We start from the raw sequence: 20,352 nt of genomic DNA on the forward strand, positions 1-20,352 counted from the left end.
GGCCGTTGTTGTTGAGTAAAGCTCCATTTAAACGCGACGTTGTGTCGCAGACGACAGACGAACCCGCGAAGATTAGCACCAGTGGATGACAGAAAAACCAAACTGACATCACCTTTTTCACTCAATCTGATCTGTCTGGCGTAAAAATCCGATTTTGCCGGCGCTAGATACAATGTAACGATGCGTGAACTGACGCAGGCCTTCGGGCGTTATACTCTGCGGCTAAATTTTGAAATCGACATACAAGGACTCGCCCATGAAAGCGTTCGGCAAAATCCTGGGTCTGGTACTCCTCGGGCTGTTGCTGATCATTGTGGCCCTGGGCTTTGCCCTGACCCACCTCTTCGATCCCAACGACTACAAAGACGAGATTCGCCAGATTGCCCGCGACAAGGCCCACATCGAGCTGACGCTCAATGGCGATATCGGCTGGAGCCTGTTCCCCTGGCTGGGCCTTGAGCTGCATGAAGCCAGCGTAGCGACCCTCACCGCCCCGACCCAACCGTTCGCCGACTTGCAGATGCTTGGCCTGTCGGTACGCGTGCTGCCGCTGCTGCGCCGCGAAGTGCAGATGAGTGATGTGCGTGTCGAAGGCCTGAACCTGCGCCTCAACCGCGACAAGCAAGGCCATGGCAACTGGGAAGACATCGGCAAGAACCTGCCGGATGCGACCGAAACGGCCAGCGCCCCTGCCCCTGCCCCAGCGCAAGCCCCGGCCGAGCCCGAACCGGAAAAGCCGCCCAAGCCGATCCGCCTGGACATCGACAGCCTGACCATCAACAACGCCCGCGTTGAATACAACGATGAACAGACCGGCAAACAGTTCAGCGCCGAAAGCATCCAGCTGAGCGCCGGTGCCGTACACGAAGGCGCGAGCATTCCACTCAAGCTCACCGCCTTCCTGGGCAGCAACCAGCCACTGATGCGGGTCAAAACCGAGCTGAACGGCAACCTGCGCATCCAGCGCGCCCTGCAGCGCTACCAGTTCGAAGACATGAAACTCAGCGGCGAAGCCACCGGCGAGCCGCTGCAAGGCAAGACCGTGACCTTCTCCACCCAGGGCCAATTGCTGGTGGACCTGGCGGCCAACATCGCCGAGTGGACCAACCTCAAGCTCTCCGCCAACCAACTGCGCGCCTTGGGCGAACTGAAGGTCAATGACCTGAACAAAACCCCGCAAGTCAGCGGCGCGCTGTCGATTGCCCAGTTTGACCTGGCCAAGTTCCTCGACAGCGTCGGCCACCCACTGCCGCCCATGGCTGACGGCAGCCTGAGCAAGGTCGAGCTGGTCAGCCGCCTTAAGGGCACGCCCACCAGCGTGGCGCTGGAAGACCTGAACCTGAAGCTCGACGGCAGCACCTTCACCGGCCGCATCGCCGTGGATGACTTCGCCAAGCAAGCCCTGCGCGTGCAGCTCAAGGGCGACACCTTCAATGCCGACAACTACCTGCCGGCCAAGTCCGAATCGGCCAAAGGTGCAACCGCCGCCCGCCAGGCCGAAGTGCAGAACAGCGAAGCCGGCGCCATGGCCGCCGGTGGCACCACACCGCTGCCGGAAGCGCCAACCAAAGGCGCGTGGAGCACCGACAAGCTGCTGCCACTGACCCGCCTGCGCGCCCTGGACGTGAACGCCGACCTGGCTTTTGGGCAACTGACCTTAAGCAAGCTGCCGATCCAGAATGCAGCGCTCAAAGCCTCCGGCGCCGATGGCCAGCTCAAGCTCGACACCTTGAGCGGCGGCCTCTACAACGGCACCTTCCAGGCCAACGGCACACTCGATGTGCGCCAGGACATCCCGCTGCTAGCGCTGCAAACCCACATCAAGCAAGTACCGGTTGAACGTATCCTGCAAGCCCAGGGGCAAAACCCGCCGGTCAAAGGCCAGGTCACTCTCGACAGCAACCTCACCGGCCGTGGCAACAGCCAGAAAGCGCTGATCGACAGCCTCAACGGTACCGCCAGCTTTGTGATCAACAACGGCGCGCTGCTCAATGCCAACATTGAACAGCAACTGTGTACCGGCATTGCGCTGCTCAATCGCAAAACACTGAGCACTACGCCACAGGGCAAGGACACGCCGTTCCAGGAACTGCGCGGCACCCTTAACTTGCGTAACGGCGTGGCGAGTAACCCCGACCTCAAAGTGCGGATTCCAGGCCTGGCGGTCAACGGCAACGGTGACGTCGACCTGCGCGTGCTGGGCATGGACTACCGCGTTGGCATCATCGTCGAAGGCGACCAGCGCGACGTGCCGGACCCGGCCTGCCAGGTGGGCGCCAACTTCCAGAACATCGAAGTGCCGCTGCGCTGCCGTGGCCCGCTGGAGCTGGGCGCCAAGGCCTGCCGCCTGGACAAGGACGGCTTGACCCAGGTCGCCATCAAAGCCGCCGGCAACAAGCTCAGCGACAAAATCGAAGAGAAGCTCGACAAGGTCAATCCGCAGCTTAAAGACGCCCTTAAAGGCCTGTTCAAACGATGAGAAACGAGCAGTTTTCACAGGCGGTGCTGGACTGGTACGACCGCCACGGTCGCCATGACCTGCCCTGGCAACAGGGCATCACGCCTTACCGGGTGTGGGTTTCGGAGATCATGTTGCAACAGACCCAGGTCAGCACCGTACTCAACTACTTCGACCGGTTCATGGCTTCCTTGCCGACGGTCGAAGCCCTGGCCGCCGCGCCGGAAGATGAAGTGCTGCACCTGTGGACCGGCCTGGGTTACTACACCCGCGCACGCAACCTGCAGAAGACTGCCAAAATCGTGGTCGCTGAATACGGCGGCGAATTCCCCAAGGATGTGGAAAAGCTCACTGAGCTACCCGGCATTGGCCTGTCCACCGCCGGTGCCATCGCCAGTTTGAGCATGGGCTTGCGCGCACCGATCCTGGACGGCAACGTCAAACGCGTGCTGGCGCGCTTTACTGCGCAAGAAGGCTACCCAGGCGAGCCGAAGGTGGCGAAACAGCTCTGGGCCACCGCTGAGCGCTTTACGCCACACGATCGCGTCAACGCCTACACCCAGGCAATGATGGACATGGGCGCCACGCTCTGCACGCGCAGCAAGCCAAGTTGCCTGCTGTGCCCGCTGGAAAAGGGCTGCGAAGCCCACATGCTCGGCCTGGAGACGCGCTACCCGATCCCCAAGCCGCGCAAGACCATCCCACAAAAGCGCACGCTGATGCCGCTGCTGGCCAACGCCGAGGGCGAAATTCTGCTGTACCGTCGCCCGTCCACGGGCCTGTGGGGCGGTTTGTGGAGCTTGCCGGAACTCGATGACCTGGAAGACCTGGAACACCTCGCCAACCAGCACGCGCTGGCACTGGGCGAGCAACAGGCTCTGCCGGGGCTGATCCATACCTTCAGCCACTTCCAACTGGCCATCGAACCCTGGCTGGTGCAAGTCGAGGAATCCGCCCATCACGTGGCCGAGGCCGACTGGCTCTGGTATAACCTCGCCACCCCGCCGCGCCTGGGCCTTGCTGCCCCGGTGAAAAAACTGCTGAAGCGCGCGGCCGACGTATTGAACGCAGGAGTTTCGTCATGACCCGCACCGTAATGTGCCGCAAGTACAAAGAAGAACTGCCAGGCCTGGAACGTCCTCCGTACCCAGGTGCCAAGGGCCAGGATATTTTCGAGCATATCTCTGCCCAAGCCTGGGGTGACTGGCTGAAACACCAGACCCTGCTGATCAACGAAAAGCGTCTGAACATGATGAACGCCGAAGATCGCAAATACCTGGCGGGCGAGATGGATAAGTTCTTTTCCGGCGAGGATTACGCCAAGGCCGACGGTTACGTGCCGCCTGCTCAATAATTGATCAAAAACCGGGGTCGGCACGTAAGCGACGGTAATAATTAAATATTTTTTGAAAACTTGCTTGACGACCCCCTGAAAAACCCGTTTAATGCGCCCCGTTGCCCAGATAGCTCAGTCGGTAGAGCAGGGGATTGAAAATCCCCGTGTCGGCGGTTCGATTCCGTCTCTGGGCACCACTAATACCGAAAAACCCCAAGCGAAGATGATTCCTTGGGGTTTTTTATTGCCTACGATTTAGTGGCCGCGAGCCAATGCCCAGCCCGATCCACACCCGAGGGTTATTTATCCCGCCGCTCAATCGTTTAGCTGTTACTGAATTTTCTGTTGCAAGGTAGTTATTTGATGAACCGGTACTTGTTCTGCGCGCTGTTGCTGCTGACGGCGTTGCTCAGTGGCTGCGCCACACAAATGGATGTCTCGATCAACGCAACACCCGATCCGGACTATCACTTTGATCGACAGGCGCTGGTGCTGGTGACCACGTCCGTGGGCGGTAGTGCGCAAAACACGCTCAATGCCCGCTACTACCTGCGGGACATGGTCAGCGCCATGAAGGACCAGGGGTTTCGCGAGGTGTACACCGATGCCAGCCTGCCCAAGAACCATGGGCCGATCAAAATGACCATCGTCCTGGATGTCGACAGCAAGCAGGTCACTTACCGCTACACCGCCACCGATTACGGCCAGGTGCCCACCAGCACCACCACCGAATGCAAGAAGAACAAAAAGAAAGCCGACCAGCTGACCTGCACCAGCAAGCCGAACACCACCTACGGTCCGGTGGGCACCTCGGAGCGCACCGGCTACACCACGCTCACCACCTTCACCGCCACCGCGCGTGATGAAGTTAGCCGGCGCGCGGTGTACGTGTTGCGAGTGATGTCCTACAACGAAGATTGCCAAGCCGCCAAGATCGAAGCCTTCCTGGTCGAACAGGGCCTGCAGAACCTCAACTTCCAGGACCGTGTGCAGCGCAACTACACCGTGACGATGCCCGAGGGCTACCAGTGCAAGTAGGCGCCTGCCTACTTCAGTAGAAACACCATCAGCGGGTTGTCGTTAAGCCGCCCTTCGAAGTTAGGCGCCTGCTGCTGCATCGGCGTGCCCTTGAGCAGTGCCGCTTCTTTGCGCGGCACCAGCACCCAGGATGGACGCGGCAAGGTGGCGAGCTTTTCCGGCTCGTTACCGGCGACGAACAGCGGCTGCTCATCGTGGTCAAGGTTCATCATGTAACGGATAGCCCAAGTGTCGCGGCCAAGGTCGACAAACACCAATGGCCCCGGCTGCGACGCGCGCAGTGCCTCTACCTGGCTGACAAACTTGCGGGTGTCGTATTGCAGGTCCTTGGCCGGATCGATCACCATCACCAGCAGCACCCATTGCGCCGCCAGGGCGATCACACTCAGCCATACCAGGCGCAGCGGGCGACGCCAGGCAATCAGCGCCGCCACTTGCAGCACCACCCACACGCCAATCAACGGCGACAGCGACACGTCGGGCCAGTAACCGTACTTCTGCCAGGTGTGCCGGCAGATAAACAACACAACCACGCACAGCGCCGGTAGCGCCACGACAAGCCATTCGTAGCAGCGGCGCACGCCGACGAACCAGTTTTGCGCCTGGAGCAGCCCATAGGCAGCGACAGCGGCAAACATCGGCACCATCGGCAGAATGTAGTAAGCGCGCTTGAAGTGCGGCACCGACAGCCCGAGCAAGATCATCAGGCCACAGGCCGCCAAGCGCACGACCATTTGTATGTCTTCGTTGGCCCAGCGCTCAGACCAGCGATGCCGCAGCGCGATCATCGCCGCCAAGGCCAACGGCACCACCGGGAAGTAACGGTACAAACTCAGTTTGAAGTAGAAATAGAACGGCTCGCCGGACTCGTCGAGGCGCCCACTGACTTGCATCCTGAACACATCGTCAGCAAAGGCATCGCCACCGCTGACCCGCGCCAGCTTCATCAACGCCCACCAGCAGGCCCCGAGCAACGCCAGCCCGACAAAACCATGGATCAGCACCTGCTTGACCCGCTCACCCGGCCGGCCCAGCGCCCAGTAAACGCACACCACGCCGCAGACTTCGATAAGGCCCAAAGGCCCACGAATCGCGAAGGCCAGCACAAACAACGGGAGTACCGCCAACTGTCGAAGCCGTGACCCGAGACGCTCGCCTGTGTGCAGCAGGTAGAAGCTGCCTACGCATAACAGCGCGACCATCAGGTCCAGACAGACCGAGCGCGACTTATCGAGCAGTTGGGTGGTGAGCAACGTGAGCAGCACTGTCAGCAACGCCCAAGGCCGACTGAACGGCACCAGCAGGCGATAGACCAGGGCGATCATGCCCGCCGCAGCCAGGGCCGTCGGCAGCACGTTGGCCAGGTGGTTCGGCGCACCGAACAGGCGGGCAAACACAAAGCTGAAAAAGGTCGCAGTGCCGGGGTAATCCGGGTACGGCTGGCCGTAGGTGGTAGGGAAAAGACTCGCACCATGGCGAAACATTTCCTGCATGAACAACGCCCAACGCCCGTCAAAGCCTTGGGGTTGCTCGTCCCAGATGCCCAAGGTAAACAGCAATAAAGCGATCAGAAACAGGCCCAGCGACTCTAGGCGATAACGGCTGCGGTGGTCCATCGAATGTCCTTTCAGGTGGGGAACGCCGAGTCCATGGTGCCGACTCCACCCCTGAATAACGCCTGAACAAATCCGAGTATTTATGGATCTATCGACCGGCGCGCCATACCAGCGCGGGAATCAGCCGGATGTAGAGTAGCTCGCCCACCAGCTCCAGCAGGGTTTGCAAAATCACCGCCGTGGCGGCCAGCCCGCGCACATCTTCAGGCAGCGCCAACGCCAGTGGCAGCACCACCAACGAGTTGCGCGTCGAAGCACTGAAGGTCACCGCCCGCGCCGTCACAGCGGGCAACGCAAACAGCCGCGCAGCCAGCGCGCCCAGCAGCGGCGCCAGCAACAGGAAGCCGAGGTACACCGGGATCACCGGCAGCAACAACGCGATATCGCGCACCACCGAAGTGATCTGCGAGCCGATCACCACAAACAACACCAGCGCCATCGCCGGCACCGGCAGCCAGGCCCAGGCGTTGTTCCAAAGATTGATAGTGCTTGAGCGCCGCGCCAGGGAGGTGGTCAACACCGCCAGGACCATCGGCAGCACAATCAGCAACAGGAACGCCTCGACAAACGGCCCCACCGCCACCACCACAGCAGACTGCGCGCCCAGCATGAAGCTCAGGTACACCGGCAGCAGCACCAGTTGCAGCAACAACAGCACCGGCGTCGCCGCCAGCATCAGCCGCGAGTCACCCTTGCCGATATGGGTAAACACCACCACATAGTCGATACACGGTGTGAGCAACACCAGCAACGCGCCAACCAGCAACGCCGGGCGCTCCACCAGGCCTCGGGTCAACACCCACACCAGCAAGGGCACCAGAATGAAATTGGCCAGCAGCAATGCGCCAATGAAGCGTTTGTTGCCCAGACCCTGGCGCAAGTCCAGAAACGGAATTTGCAGGAACATGGCGTACATCAGCACTGCAATGGCAGGCGTGACCAGTACGCCAAGGCCTTGGGCTGACAAAGGGACGAACACGCCAAATGCGGCCGCCAGGAGCACGGCGACGAAGTAGATCGGGATCTGGTTGTGTTCGAGGGTGTCGCGGGTCATGGGCTGACTCTGGCTGATCAATAGATCGCAAGCCTAAGCACCGGGAGCGCCGAGGTCGAGCATCGCGAAATTTCCTGCGCCCTTCACGCGCCAAATTTGTTAGTTTCGGTTTCTTAAAAAAGCGCGCGGCCCTCAAGCCCACCCCAAAAGCGCAAGTATCGAGCCGACCCATGAACCTGCCCACCCGCCCTGCCCCACAAAAATTCGGCGAGCTCGCCGCCGACGGCTACCTGATTGGCGGCTTCACCTGGCGCCACCCGCGCACCGACTTCGAACGCCCCGTAGTCATCATCAACGCCGCCACCTCGGTCCGCTGCCGCCACTATTCACGCTTCGCCGACTACCTGTTTGCCAACGGTTTCGACGTGATCACCTACGACTACCGTGGCATCGGCGAATCCCGCAGCGGCGCGTTGCGAGGCTTCAAGGCGTCGTGGTCGGACTGGGGTGTGCTGGATTTCGAGGCGATGCTGCAGCGCGCACAGCGGGAGTTTCCGGGGCAGCCGATTGATGTGGTCGGCCACAGTTTTGGGGGCTGCGCGGCAGGGCTCGGCGCTTGCGGCGCGGTGATTCGGCGCATCGTGACGGTCGGTGCACAGTTTGCGTACTGGCGCGATTACGCGGCGAGCGGGCGCTGGCGCATGTTTGCCAAATGGCACGTGGTGATGCCGCTGGTGACGACCCTGTACGGCTATTTCCCCGGCAAGCACTTGGGCTGGCTGGAAGATACGCCAGCAGGCGTGGTGCGCGACTGGGCCATGCCGACGCCGCGCTATGAAACGCGCCCCAGCGGGCGTGGCCTGAGCGAGCTGCCCTTTGCCCGGGTAAAGGCACAGTTGCTGGCTATCAGCATCACCGACGATCCGTTTGGCACAGTGGCAGCTATTGAGCGACTGCTGGGCTATTTTGAAAACAGCGCGCGCACTCACCTGCGAATCGCGCCCGATGACATCAGCGAAAAAGCCGTCGGGCATTTCGCTTTTTTTCGCAGTGAATATCAGGACCGGTTGTGGCCGATTGCGCTGCAATGGCTGCAAAAAGGCGAGCTGGCGCCAAGCACACCCGGTCAGCGCGTCTAGATTCCCTTGGGATTTCCCCCAACCTGCGCTTCAATACCCCACCCTGATTAAGTACCCAAGGACGTTGAGCCCATGGCCTCGCCGAACAAGCAGCAAAAACGTGCCCACCGGGCCAAGGCCAAGGCCAAGCAAAACCGCACCCAGCGCGCCGTCGCGACCAAGCCGGATGCGTTCGCTGGCGACGACAGCCGCATTGACCTTGAGTCGGTGGATTTGACCGAGTTGTTTGTCGAGATGCGCGCCGCCGGCGAAACCAGCCAGCAGGCGCTGTGTGCGGCATTCCTGGCGCACCCACTGTTGGCCGTGGTGCTGGAGCAGGAAGGCGAAGAAGACGCGACCGATTTTATCCTGGCGGCGCTGATCGAATATCGCCAGTGGGCGACGGATACCGAGGATGAAGCCGCGGCGCTGGCGTGGATTGAATCCCCGCAGTTCCAGGCCGATTACGTGGCGGCCTCCCAGGCGCTGGCCAACGCTCAGGACTGATATAAAACAAAATGTGGGAGCGGGCTTGCTCGCGAATGCGGTGGATCAGCCAGCACATCTGGCGACTGACACTCCGCTTTCGCGAGCAAGCCCGCTCCCACAGGGTTCAGTGTTTCTGGCCAATTCAGCTGACTGACACAAAACAACTGTGGGAGCGGGCTTGCTCGCGAATGCGGTGGGTCAGCCAGCACATTCGGCGACTGACACTCCGCTTTCGCGAGCAAGCCCGCTCCCACACTTTTTTGAACTGCGGCGCATATGGCACCGCAGTTCATCACATCAATTGAGCACCGCAGCGCCTACCTTCTGCGCCTTGCGACGGCTCGCCACAAACAGCCCAGCCAACACCACCAGCAAGCTCAGAATGCCGGTCGCGATGATCTCGACGCGGTGGGCTTCCTGGAACAGCATGATGGTCAACGTGCCGACGATGAACACCATCACCGCATAGGTCAGGCCCGGGAACAGCCACATCTTGAACACAATCTTCTCGCCCGCTGCCGTGCGTTTCTGGCGCATGCGCAGTTGCGACACGGCGATTACCAGGTACACCAAGAGCGCAATAGCGCCGGAGCTGGCCAGCAGGAATTCGAACACTGCCGCCGGCGCCACGTAGTTGGCGAATACCGCCAGGAACGCAGCACCCGTCGACAGCAACACTGCCCAGTAAGGCGTGCCGCTTTTATTGGTGCGCTTGGCCACGGCCGGTGCATCACCGCGACGGCCCAGGGAGAACAGCATGCGCGAGGCTGTGTACAGCGCCGAGTTGAGACAGCTGGTCACGGCAACCAATACCACCAGGTCGACGATCAGCTTGGCATTCGGGATGCCCATGCGCTCAAGCACGGTCTGGTAGGAACCTACCGCCGCCAGGGTCGGATCATTCCAAGGCACCAGGGACACCACGATGAAGATCGACAGCAGATAGAACAAACCAATCCGCCAGATCACCGAGTTGGTGGCCTTGGTGATTTGCTGGCCAGGGTTCTTCGATTCGGCCGCTGCAATGGTGACGATCTCGGTGCCCATGAACGAGAACATGGTGGTCAGGATTGCCGCCAATACCGCGCCCATGCCGTTGGGCATGAAGCCCTGGGTGTCAAACAGGTGCGAAACACCGCTGACCTGGCTGGTCGGCAGGAAGCCGAAAATTGCCGCAAGGCCGAGGATCACAAACGCTACGATCGCCACGACTTTGATCAACGCAAACCAGAACTCGAACTCGCCGTAGTTCTTCACGCTGAACAGGTTAGTGGCCGTGAGCAGCAAGGTGATGATCAGTGTAAACGCCCAGATCGCCACATCGGGGAACCAGGCATGCAGGATGGTCGCGGCGGCGTTGGCTTCCAGTGGAATCACCAGCACCCAGAACCACCAGTACAGCCAGCCGATGGTGAATCCGGCCCAGTGACCGATTGCGCGGTCGGCATAGGTGGAGAACGAACCGGTGTCCGGCGAGGCCACGGCCATTTCGGCGAGCATGCGCATCACCAACACCACCAGCGTGCCCGCAGCGGCGTAAGCCAGCAGTACAGCGGGGCCGGCGGCTGCAATCGCGTGGCCGGAGCCGACAAACAAACCGGCACCGATAACGCCGGCAATCGACAGCATGGTGACGTGACGCGGTTTGAGCCCCTGTTCGAGGTCATTGGAGCTTTGCGTACTACTCATTGACACACCTTTGCGAGGAATTGCGAAAACGGTCCGCCCGGCCTGCACGCTTTCTCGTGAAAAGAATCCAACGGGGCGTTCTTTATTTTTTACGCAAGATTTGCGCCAAAATGTAACAGAGCCGCGATTGACGCGGCCTGTAGGACAATTCATCAGTTCACGCAAGTCGTTGAGAACAATGGCATTCCGCTATAGCGTTACCGTGCGACCCACCTGCGGCACGAAAACACGCACCAAAAACACACACAAAAAGTACGTGACGCTCCATAAAAGGGCTGATAAGGACCGTTTGCCCGGTTAACCCTTCCAACACCCGGCCAAAGCTGGCACCATCGCGCCCTTTTTTACGCGAAGCCTGTGGATTTATCGGGTTCAAACGTCTGTAGGTTGTTGATAGCGCGACACGCTGCTGTGCCGATGCGACACCTTGCCGCAGACCACCCGTTAACCGTCCGCAGCGCTGTTGGCTGCCATCCGAACGCTATGCTAGCTTGGCGCCTCGCCAGGAAGGCGGCCCAACAGCAAGAATGCACTGAACACAATGAGGACCGCACATGGCTGAGGCCGCGCCCGCGCTTGAAATCCGCAACTTGCATAAACGCTATGGTGAGCTGGAGGTACTCAAAGGTATCTCGCTGACCGCCCGCGACGGCGACGTGATCTCGATCCTGGGTTCCTCCGGTTCCGGCAAGTCCACCTTTTTGCGTTGCATCAACCTGCTGGAAAACCCGCATCAGGGCCAGATCCTGGTGGCCGGTGAAGAACTCAAGCTCAAGGCCGCAAAAAACGGCGAGCTGATGGCCGCCGACGGCAAACAGATCAACCGCCTGCGCAGCGAAATCGGTTTTGTGTTTCAAAACTTTAACCTGTGGCCGCACATGAGCATCCTCGACAACATCATCGAGGCGCCCCGCCGTGTGCTCGGCCAGAGCAAGGCCGAGGCGATCGAAGTGGCCGAAGCCTTGCTGGCCAAGGTCGGCATCAGCGACAAGCGCCACGCCTACCCGGCGCAACTGTCCGGTGGCCAGCAACAACGCGCGGCGATTGCACGCACCCTGGCCATGCAGCCCAAGGTCATCCTGTTCGACGAGCCAACATCGGCGCTTGACCCGGAAATGGTCCAGGAAGTACTTAATGTGATCCGCGCACTGGCCGAAGAAGGCCGCACCATGCTGCTGGTCACCCATGAAATGGGCTTTGCCCGTCAGGTTTCCAGTGAAGTGGTGTTCCTGCACCAGGGCCTGGTCGAAGAGCAAGGATCGCCACAGCAGGTGTTTGAAAACCCGCTTTCGGCGCGCTGCAAACAATTCATGTCCAGCAACCGCTAACGGAGCAACATGCATGCAGAACTATAAAAAATTCCTTCTGGCCGCGGCCGTTTCGATGGCGTTCAGCGCCACGGCCATGGCAGAGACCTTGAAAATGGGGATCGAAGCGGCCTACCCGCCCTTCAACAATAAAGACGCCAGCGGCAACGTCGTGGGCTTTGACAAAGACATCGGCGACGCCCTGTGCGCGAAGATGAAAGTCGAGAAGTGCGAAGTGTATGTGTCCGACTGGGACGGCATCATCCCGGCCCTGAACGCCAAGAAGTTCGACTTCCTGGTGTCTTCGCTGTCGATCACCGATGAGCGCAAGCAAGCCGTCGACTTCACCGACCCGTACTACTCCAACAAGCTGCAATTCATCGCACCTAAAGCCACAGCCGACTTCAAGACCGACGCCGGTTACCTGAAGGGCAAGATCATCGGTGCACAGCGCGCGACGCTGGCCGGTACTTACCTGGAAGACAAGCTGCCGGACACCACCGCCAAGCTCTACGACACCCAGGAAAACGCCTACCTCGACCTGACTTCCGGCCGTTTGGACGGGATTCTCGCCGACAAGTACGTGCAGTACGAATGGCTCAAGAGCAAAGACGGTTCGGCCTATGAGTTCAAAGGCGACCCGGTGGTAGAAAGCGACAAGATCGGTATCGCCGTACGCAAGGGCGACCCGCTGCGCGAGCGCCTGAACAAAGCCCTGGCAGAGATCAAGGCAGACGGCACCTACAAGAAGATCAACGACAAGTACTTCCCGTTCAGCATCGAATGATCTGAACGGCCTGACCGGCGCGCTTCTACTAGTAGCGCGCCGGCTTTCAGCAATGCCTGCCGCGATATGAAAACACCATGAATTTCGATCTCTACGGATTCGGCCCGGCGCTTGCCGCTGGCGCGCTGATGACCGTCAAACTGGCGCTCACGGCCCTGTGCCTGGGGCTGGTGCTGGGCCTTGCCGGCGCCTTGGCCAAGACTTCACCGTACAAGCCGTTGCAATGGCTGGGCGGGGCTTACTCGACCATCGTTCGGGGCATTCCCGAGCTGTTGTGGGTGCTGCTGATTTACTTCGGCACCGTCAACCTGATGCGTGCCCTGGGCGAGTTTTTTGGCAACCCCGACCTTTCCCTGAGTGCCTTTGCCGCCGGGGTTATCGCCCTGGGCCTGTGCTTTGGCGCCTACGCCACGGAAGTGTTCCGCGGCGCGATTCTGGCCATTCCCAAGGGCCACCGCGAAGCCGGTGTGGCGCTGGGCCTGTCGAAGGTGCGGATTTTCACCCGCTTGATCATGCCGCAGATGTGGCGCATTGCCCTGCCGGGCCTGGGCAACCTGTTCATGATCCTGATGAAAGACACTGCGCTGGTGTCGGTGATCGGCCTTGAAGAAATCATGCGTCACGCGCAGATCGGTGTGACCGTGACCAAGCAGCCGTTCACCTTCTTTATGGTCGCGGCCTTCATGTACCTGGGCCTCACCGTGCTGGCCATGACCGGCATGTACTTCCTGGAAAAACGCGCCGCCCGCGGCTTTGCAAGGAGCACCCAATGAGCGGTGACTACAGCTGGCTGTCGCACTTCGACCTGGGCCTGAACTGGGCCGTGATCATCAAGTGGCTGCCCAAACTGGCCCAAGGCGCAACCCTGACCCTGGAACTGGTGGCCATCGCCGTGATCGCCGGTTTGCTGCTGGCGATTCCGCTGGGTATCGCGCGCTCCTCGCGCCGCTGGTACGTGAGCGCCCTGCCCTACGCCTATATTTTCTTCTTCCGAGGCACGCCGCTGCTGGTGCAGTTGTTCCTGGTGTATTACGGCCTGGCGCAGTTCGATGCCGTGCGTGAGAGCTTCATGTGGCCGTACCTGCGCGATCCGTTCTGGTGTGCCACGGCCACCATGACCTTGCACACCGCCGCCTATATCGCCGAGATCCTGCGCGGCGCTATCCAGGCCATCCCGCCGGGTGAGATCGAAGCGGCGCGCGCCCTGGGCATGTCCAAACCCAAGACGCTGTTCTACATCATCCTGCCGCGTGCCTCGCGCATCGGCCTGCCGGCGTACAGCAACGAAGTGATCCTGATGCTCAAGGCCAGCGCCCTGGCCAGCACCGTCACCCTGCTGGAGCTGACCGGCATGGCGCGCACCATCATCGCCCGCACCTACCTTCCGGTGGAGATCTTCTTCGCGGCGGGGCTGTTCTACCTGCTGATGGCCTACATCCTGGTGCGCGGCTTCAAACTGCTCGAACGCTGGCTGCGCGTCGATGCTTGCCAGGGACGTTGAAGCACGCTTCGCGGCGCTGGATGCGTTTCTAATCGAGCACCAAGGGCTGTGGCGACCACGGCCCTTTACGCACCTGCACCTACCCTGGGAACACCAGCACCCCGAGCTGGCCCAATGGTTGCGCCAGCGCACGCTGGCCGATGCCGAAGCCTGTCACAACCACCCGTATGACCTGCCGGCGCCCGCGCCTTTTCCACAGCTGGCTTTTCAGGCCGCGCAGCTCAGCGCTGTGGGCAAGCTACCCGCACACGCGCTGGAGCCTGCCCGCCATCGCCTGAACGTGGATGTGCCCGGGCGCAAATGGCAGCAAATCGAGGCGTTCGGCGCCGCACTGAGTTTTGCTGCAACACCTCAGCATTGGCTGGACTGGTGCGCCGGCAAAGGCCACCTCGGCCGGCGCTTGCTGCAATTCGGCCAACACCTGACTTGCCTTGAATACGACCCGGCGCTGATCGCCTCGGGCCAGGCCTTGAGCGACCATCACGGCCTGGCCGTGACCCATCGCCTGCAAGACGTGATGGCCGATGTGGCAATCAGTGCCGAGCACACGCCCGTCGCCTTACATGCCTGCGGCGACCTGCATGTGCGGCTCTTGCACGTGGCCAGTGCGGCGGGCTGCAAACAGCTCGCGCTCGCACCTTGCTGCTATAACCGCATCGGCGCCGAGCGCTATCAGGCTCTGTCGACGGCCGGGCGCGCCTCGCAACTACAGCTTTCGGTCGACGACCTGGGGTTACCGCTGAGCGAAACCGTCACCGCCGGCAATCGCGTGCGCCAGCAACGGGACACGTCCATGGCCCGGCGCCTGGGTTTCGATCAGCTGCAACGCCAACTGCGTGGCTGCGATGAGTACCTGCCCACGCCGTCCCTGCCCACCAGTTGGCTGGATAAACCCTTCGCTGATTACTGCCAGGAACTGGCGCGTCTCAAGGATTTATCCACAGGTGAACAGGATTGGGCGGCGCTGGAGGCACACGGCTGGCGGCGCTTGGCCGAGGTGCGCAACCTGGAGTTGGTCAGAGGATTGTTTCGGCGGCCGCTGGAACTGTGGCTGGTCCTGGATCGGGCGTTGTTCTTGAAAGAACAGGGCTACAAGGTTGGGATAGGCACCTTCTGCGAACCCACGCTAACGCCGCGTAACTTGATGATGCTGGCCGAGCGCGATTAAGGGGCGAAACTTCCTACACGCGCCCTGTGGATAACTCTGTTGATGAATTCTTTACAAAGGCTGTAGCTATCAGCGCTACAGACCAAAACCCACCCTGGTCATTTTTTGTTCACAAAATAAAACGCACACAAAACAGGCAGTTGCAGCGTGTTGAGAACGGCTCCACAAAATGGCTGTTTCGTGACAGGCGCAACCAACCGATTGTGCATAAGCATCTGGCGCTAAGGGCATAAAGCGCGATTTATACGGTTCTTTTCGGCGCTTTCAGCACGCGGCAAATCTCGTTGATATCGTCGCCGGCCAGGCGCTTTGTGGCGCTGTCCAACGGGTCGGCCGCAAACGCCAGCGCCTCATTGATCGCCATGTCGCGGTGCACCTCCAGCGGCGCTGTGCCCAGGCGTTGTTTGAACGCCTCCAGCATGTCCAGGCTAAAGGCGTTGCTCTCATCCACCTGGTTGACCACCACATGCACCACCGGCGGGCGTTCACCCTCCAAGTGCGGCGCGAGCAATCCATCCAGATGATCAAGGGTGCCGAGGCAAGCGGCGTCGGCCTGGGCGATCACCAGCACCACATCGGCCACGCTCAGCGCTTGATGGAAATAGACGTTGTTACCCGCAGGCGTATCGATGATCACCGTCTGCCGCTCGCTTAAACCCAGCGCTGCCAGGCGCTGCGCCAACCAGCTGGGTTCGTGCTTGAGCCAGCGCTCGAGGTTTTCCTGTTGCTCGATGTCGATATCGCCAAAGGTAATCACCTGGCAACCGGCAAAGCCCAGCTGCTGCAGCGGGCTCCACTGCCCATGCTCCAGGCTGGTACGGCCGATACCCGGCAAGGCGCCACTGACGCCAAAGTGATGGTGCAGGGCATTTTGCGGGTCCAGGTCCAGCGCCACCACTGACTCGCCATGGCGCTGCAAACCGCTGCTCAACGCCGTGGCCAGCGTGCTGCGGCCGACACCGCCATTGATCGACACCAACGCCACCACTTTGGGGCGCAGCGCTACTGGATGAGTCGATTGGGGATGGGTGTTTTCGTTTGCGGGCACACTGCCAAAAAAATGCATGCGTGCATTGATGCCGTCGGCATCGTGGCTGACGTTCTTGCCGAACAACGTCAACAGCTCTTCGCTAAGGCTCATAAACAGCTCCTCACGACGCAGCTAAAGACGTGAAGGTCGGCAAGCAGGCACTTACCGCAGGTCTTATTATGGGCGTCTTAGTGAAGCATTCTGTGACAGGCGCGGGAAAGTGTCATTATTTTGCTGTTTTAACTGATAATTTTTTAGACAAGCGGTAAATGGTCAATTTAATGGCCATTGTTCGATAAATGCATGCGAACGCTCAACGCCCGGCATAACGCACTCACATCCTGGGAGCCGCCGCTGTTCAACGCAGGGTCAAACGGGTCGCGCCCATAGGCCTGCGCCTCACTGAACGAAACGTCACGCTGAACGGTGCCGAGTATGGCGTCGCCCAGGCGCAGCTTGAACACTCCGGCCATGTCCTCGCTAAAAGTCTGGCCAGCGTCGACCTGGTTGATTACGTAAAACCGCTGAGGTGGCGCCTCCCCCGCAAGGTAGGGCGCGAGCACCTCATCCATCTTGGCCAAACGGCGAAACGACGCGGCATCCGGCTGCACCACCACCAGCACCACATCGGCCACCGACAGCGCCTGGCTCAGGTACACCGTATTACCCGCAGGCACATCGATGACCACCGTGTCACTCGCACTGAGCCCCAAACCGGCCAGGCGCTTGGCGAGAAATGCCTGGTCCTGGCCGAGCCAGCGATTAAGGCTTTGCTGCTGCACAGCATCGGTTTCACCAAAGGTGACCAGGCGGCAGCCGGCAAATCCGCGTTTAGGCAAGGCTTGCCAGGTTTGATTAAGCAGGCTGGTAGCGCCCAGGCCGGGCACATCAAAGCCTGGGCACAAGTGATGGCGCAGCGCGTTTTGCGGGTCCAACTCCAACGCCAGCGCCGGGTGGCCCTGGCGCTGCAAACCACTGGCAAGCGCAGCCGCCAACGTGCTGCGCCCCACACCGCCGGTGGCGGAAACCACCACCACGACCTTGGGTGCCACCGCATCCGTATACACCACGCCATGCGGCCCCTCTACCGCCTCATGACGATAGGGCGCGGCGCCCTGATTCAGCTGATCCAACAACTGCTGAAAAGGCACCGCCACCTGCGACTCCCGCAAACAAGGCTCAGCCAGCGCGGTATATAGCTTGGTGATGTGATCTGCACGCCCCACTGGCTGCTCCTCCCTGTCGGGCCAATGAATAACTGGGCCGCATTGTGTGATATCACAGTGATAGTGTCAGTATTCTGGTGTTTGTATCCAAAACCTTTCAGATGAGCGGCATGGCGCCATTTTTATGGCTCTTCTTTTGCCAGGAGATATACACCTATAAAACAACGCACTAGGCGATCACCGTGTGTTTTTTAACCAATACAAGCGCGCCGTTCGTATCAACAAGTACACAGATCCACACGCCATACACAACGAAACAAAACCCGCCCTGCGCGACACAGCCCGGATACCTCCCAGGCATTCAATGGCCTCACCCCACCATTGCACCTGCGAGGCCATCACCATGAACACCAACAACTGGAAAACCCTAATCGCCGCCAGCCTGCTTGGCTTGACCTTCACCGCCCATGCCGAGGCAAGCCATAAGCCGGATATTCAGCGCGTGCTGTCGACCACCGAAGACACCCGCTCGGGATGCGGCGTGGTGAACGCGCGCATGACCTACCTGGACTCTAAAGGCGATACGCAGGTGTTGGAGTACATGAAATTTACCGACCAGTGTGGCGACGGCAATTGAGTCGGATTTGAGGCTGTCGAAGGTAGGAAAAAGCAGCGAGCGTAAAAAAACCTTGGTATCTGCAAAAATAGTCAGAATTCAGGGGTTTACAGAAGCTTGGCAATCGCTATAATCGTCGCCCTAACACGCCGGTATAGCTCAGTTGGTAGAGCAACTGACTTGTAATCAGTAGGTCCCGGGTTCGACTCCTGGTGCCGGCACCATATAAGGTTCCAGAGAAGGCTTTCAAAATCTCTGGAACCCCCGAAAAACCCGCCTTCTGGCGGGTTTTTTCGTTTTGGCGTTCCATCGGTTTCCGTCAGAAACTGGTGGATTCCAACCGTTTTAAGGGTAGAGTTTGGGATACAGGTCACTTCGATAAAAGGGAGTACCCTTATGTCGCGCACCACAGCTCCGCTCTCCGACGCAGCTTGCCGCTTGGCAAAACCTACAGACCGCGCCTACAAGCTTTTCGACGGCGACGGCCTCTACCTTCTAGTCCAACCCAATGGCCGCAAAGGCTGGCGGCTCCGTTACGTCAAACCTGATGGACGCGAAGGACTGACCTCGTTCGGCAACTACCCCGTCATTGGCCTCGCCGATGCGCGCCGCAAGCGCTTGGAGGTCAAGCGAATGCTGGCGGATGGCATTGATCCCATAGAGACCAAGCACCAAGCCAAGGCGGAAGCTGTGATCAAAGGCAGAACCTTTGAAAGCGTTGCGCTGGACTGGCACACGGAAATGTCGGCCAAGTGGGCACCAGGCCACTCCAAGACAGTGATGAGCCGCCTCAAAACCCACGTGTTCCCACTGATCGGCGCCCGCGCCATTGTCGACCTCGACACCCATGACCTTATGCAGCCCTTGGAAGCGATCAAGAAGCGCGGAACGATAGACGTAGCTTTAAGGGTAAAAAACTACCTGCAGAGCATCATGCGCGAGGCAAAACGCCTCCGGCTTATCACCGCAAACCCTGCTTACGACCTCGAAGGCTTGATCAAAGCCCCGCGGGTGGTACATCGCCCCGCTCTACCCTTATCGCGACTGCCGGAACTACAGGAGCGGATCGACACCTATAAAGGCCGCGCACTTACCCGCCTGACGGTGATGCTGTCGCTGCATGTGTTTGTACGATCCAGCGAGCTGCGTTTCGCACGCTGGAGCGAGTTCGACCTCAAGCGCGGCACCTGGGAGATACCGGACACTCGACCCGCGTTGGAGGGAGTACCCTTTTCCACAAGGGGTACGAAGATGGCAGGGGATATCCATTTAGTACCCTTATCGCCGCAAGCAGTGGCGCTACTCGAAAAAATCCATGCACTCACAGGCAAATTCGCATTGGTCTTCGCAGGGGATGCCAAACCCTGGAAGCCCATGTCCGAAAATACCGTGAACAACGCGCTTCGGACGATGGGATACGACACCAAAACCGATATCTGCGGGCATGGATTTCGTTCGATGGCCTGCAGCGCACTGATCGAGTCAGGATTGTGGTCGGAGACAGCCATTGAACGGCAGATGAGCCACAAGGAGCGCAACAACGTCCGCGCCGCTTACATCCACAAGGCAGAGTTCATCGAGGAGCGCAGGCTGATCATGAACTGGTGGAGCCGGTATCTGGAGGCCAACCGGCAGGAGCATGTCACTCCACACGAATTCGCGAACCAGACCGGAGCGAACGTCACTCGCCTAAAAGCAAAACGTGGCGCAACTGAGTAAGCGCTCGGCCTTCATATCTCAGTGATCCGCTTGTCCACGCGGGTCCATCCAAACAGGGCTGCAAAGCCGCCCTGCTTGGATGGACCTCACTTAAAAAAATCTAAAACCCACGCAACTATCTGTGGAAAACCACTGATTTCCACCGGTGGATAATTTCATCCACAGCCGCAGAACTCCCGAAGATTCGAGCCTTGACCCAAATTATCCACAGGCGTAGAAAAGATCGGGTAAAGCGCTGTCGTTGACAGCAACCCCAGGTAGCCAGAACCTTTAAGGCTACGCCACACCGTGGTGGTTCTCCCAAAGTGCGATTAGCGTCC

The 20,352-nt window shown here is 60.0% G+C and carries 18 protein-coding genes and 2 tRNA genes; 15 read left to right on the forward strand and 5 right to left on the reverse strand.

Annotated features, from left to right (window positions below):
• Positions 1-256: 256 nt before the first annotated feature.
• From FFI16_RS25095 to FFI16_RS25115, 5 genes are all read left to right on the forward strand, one after another.
• Entirely contained in the window at positions 257-2,479 is a 2,223-nt protein-coding gene (locus tag FFI16_RS25095; RefSeq protein WP_138817262.1) for an AsmA family protein, read from the forward strand.
• Positions 2,476-3,543, forward strand: coding sequence for an A/G-specific adenine glycosylase (mutY, locus tag FFI16_RS25100; RefSeq protein ID WP_138817263.1), 1,068 nt, complete (start codon positions 2,476-2,478; stop codon positions 3,541-3,543). Before FFI16_RS25095 ends, mutY begins: the two co-directional genes overlap by 4 nt.
• Positions 3,540-3,812 carry an oxidative damage protection protein gene (locus tag FFI16_RS25105; RefSeq protein ID WP_056860676.1) on the forward strand — a complete coding sequence of 91 codons (273 nt, stop codon included), beginning with the start codon at positions 3,540-3,542 and terminating at the stop codon, positions 3,810-3,812. Before mutY ends, FFI16_RS25105 begins: the two co-directional genes overlap by 4 nt.
• A 103-nt stretch (positions 3,813-3,915) precedes the next feature.
• Positions 3,916-3,991, forward strand: a tRNA-Phe gene (locus FFI16_RS25110).
• 166 nt (positions 3,992-4,157) lie between these two features.
• The gene (locus tag FFI16_RS25115) at positions 4,158-4,832 is read left to right on the forward strand and encodes a hypothetical protein (protein ID WP_138817264.1); all 675 of its coding nucleotides are present in this window, start codon (positions 4,158-4,160) and stop codon (positions 4,830-4,832) included.
• 8 nt (positions 4,833-4,840) lie between these two features.
• On the opposite strand, the gene FFI16_RS25120 is transcribed toward FFI16_RS25115, so the two are convergent.
• Together FFI16_RS25120 and FFI16_RS25125 are read right to left on the reverse strand one after the other, a co-directional pair.
• Positions 4,841-6,448 (reverse strand): glycosyltransferase family 39 protein, encoded by a 1,608-nt coding sequence (locus tag FFI16_RS25120; protein ID WP_138817265.1) that lies wholly within the window; start codon positions 6,446-6,448, stop codon positions 4,841-4,843.
• Between the two features lie 88 nt (positions 6,449-6,536).
• Positions 6,537-7,502 (reverse strand): arsenic resistance protein, encoded by a 966-nt coding sequence (locus tag FFI16_RS25125; protein WP_138817266.1) that lies wholly within the window; start codon positions 7,500-7,502, stop codon positions 6,537-6,539.
• A 170-nt stretch (positions 7,503-7,672) separates the two neighbouring features.
• Here FFI16_RS25125 and FFI16_RS25130 point away from each other — a divergent pair, with 170 nt between their 5' ends.
• Complete coding sequence (locus tag FFI16_RS25130) at positions 7,673-8,581, forward strand: alpha/beta fold hydrolase (protein WP_138817267.1); 909 nt, start codon at positions 7,673-7,675, stop codon at positions 8,579-8,581.
• Positions 8,582-8,653: 72 nt separating this feature from the next.
• The gene (locus tag FFI16_RS25135) at positions 8,654-9,067 is read left to right on the forward strand and encodes a hypothetical protein (RefSeq protein WP_138817268.1); all 414 of its coding nucleotides are present in this window, start codon (positions 8,654-8,656) and stop codon (positions 9,065-9,067) included.
• Between the two features lie 279 nt (positions 9,068-9,346).
• Here FFI16_RS25135 and gabP read toward each other — a convergent pair whose 3' ends face one another.
• The gene (gene gabP, locus FFI16_RS25145) at positions 9,347-10,738 is read right to left on the reverse strand and encodes a GABA permease (RefSeq protein WP_017138655.1); all 1,392 of its coding nucleotides are present in this window, start codon (positions 10,736-10,738) and stop codon (positions 9,347-9,349) included.
• Between the two features lie 554 nt (positions 10,739-11,292).
• On the opposite strand from gabP, the gene FFI16_RS25150 reads away from it, so the two are divergent.
• The 5 genes from FFI16_RS25150 to FFI16_RS25170 all read left to right on the forward strand — a co-directional run bounded on the left by FFI16_RS25150 (position 11,293) and on the right by FFI16_RS25170 (position 15,501).
• Positions 11,293-12,066: an ABC transporter ATP-binding protein gene (locus FFI16_RS25150; RefSeq protein WP_017138656.1), complete on the forward strand. Its 774-nt coding sequence runs from the start codon at positions 11,293-11,295 to the stop codon at positions 12,064-12,066.
• A gap of 13 nt (positions 12,067-12,079) precedes the next feature.
• Complete coding sequence (locus tag FFI16_RS25155; RefSeq protein ID WP_017138657.1) at positions 12,080-12,832, forward strand: ABC transporter substrate-binding protein; 753 nt, start codon at positions 12,080-12,082, stop codon at positions 12,830-12,832.
• Between the two features lie 77 nt (positions 12,833-12,909).
• Entirely contained in the window at positions 12,910-13,605 is a 696-nt protein-coding gene (locus FFI16_RS25160; RefSeq protein ID WP_017138658.1) for an ABC transporter permease, read from the forward strand.
• A gap of 38 nt (positions 13,606-13,643) precedes the next feature.
• On the forward strand, positions 13,644-14,333 hold the full coding sequence (locus tag FFI16_RS25165; RefSeq protein ID WP_026013808.1) for an ABC transporter permease: 690 nt from the start codon (positions 13,644-13,646) through the stop codon (positions 14,331-14,333).
• A complete protein-coding gene (locus FFI16_RS25170; protein WP_138817270.1) occupies positions 14,314-15,501 on the forward strand; it encodes a methyltransferase in 1,188 nt (395 codons plus the stop codon). Before FFI16_RS25165 ends, FFI16_RS25170 begins: the two co-directional genes overlap by 20 nt.
• Before the next feature lie 241 nt (positions 15,502-15,742).
• Here the strand turns inward: FFI16_RS25170 and bcsQ (FFI16_RS25175) are convergent, their stop codons facing one another.
• Positions 15,743-16,642: a cellulose biosynthesis protein BcsQ gene (gene bcsQ / locus FFI16_RS25175; protein WP_138817271.1), complete on the reverse strand. Its 900-nt coding sequence runs from the start codon at positions 16,640-16,642 to the stop codon at positions 15,743-15,745.
• A 167-nt stretch (positions 16,643-16,809) separates the two neighbouring features.
• Positions 16,810-17,688 carry a cellulose biosynthesis protein BcsQ gene (bcsQ, locus tag FFI16_RS25180; RefSeq protein WP_256666284.1) on the reverse strand — a complete coding sequence of 293 codons (879 nt, stop codon included), beginning with the start codon at positions 17,686-17,688 and terminating at the stop codon, positions 16,810-16,812.
• Between the two features lie 412 nt (positions 17,689-18,100).
• Between bcsQ (FFI16_RS25180) and FFI16_RS25185 the strand changes: the two genes are divergently transcribed.
• The 3 genes from FFI16_RS25185 to FFI16_RS25195 all read left to right on the forward strand — a co-directional run bounded on the left by FFI16_RS25185 (position 18,101) and on the right by FFI16_RS25195 (position 20,032).
• Complete coding sequence (locus FFI16_RS25185; RefSeq protein WP_138817272.1) at positions 18,101-18,334, forward strand: DUF2790 domain-containing protein; 234 nt, start codon at positions 18,101-18,103, stop codon at positions 18,332-18,334.
• 127 nt (positions 18,335-18,461) lie between these two features.
• Positions 18,462-18,537 (forward strand) — tRNA-Thr (locus tag FFI16_RS25190).
• A 172-nt stretch (positions 18,538-18,709) separates the two neighbouring features.
• On the forward strand, positions 18,710-20,032 hold the full coding sequence (locus tag FFI16_RS25195) for an integrase arm-type DNA-binding domain-containing protein (RefSeq protein ID WP_138817273.1): 1,323 nt from the start codon (positions 18,710-18,712) through the stop codon (positions 20,030-20,032).
• Positions 20,033-20,352 lie beyond the last annotated feature (320 nt).

It is taken from the genome of Pseudomonas sp. KBS0710 (genome assembly GCF_005938045.2).
Classification (GTDB): Bacteria; Pseudomonadota; Gammaproteobacteria; order Pseudomonadales; family Pseudomonadaceae; genus Aquipseudomonas.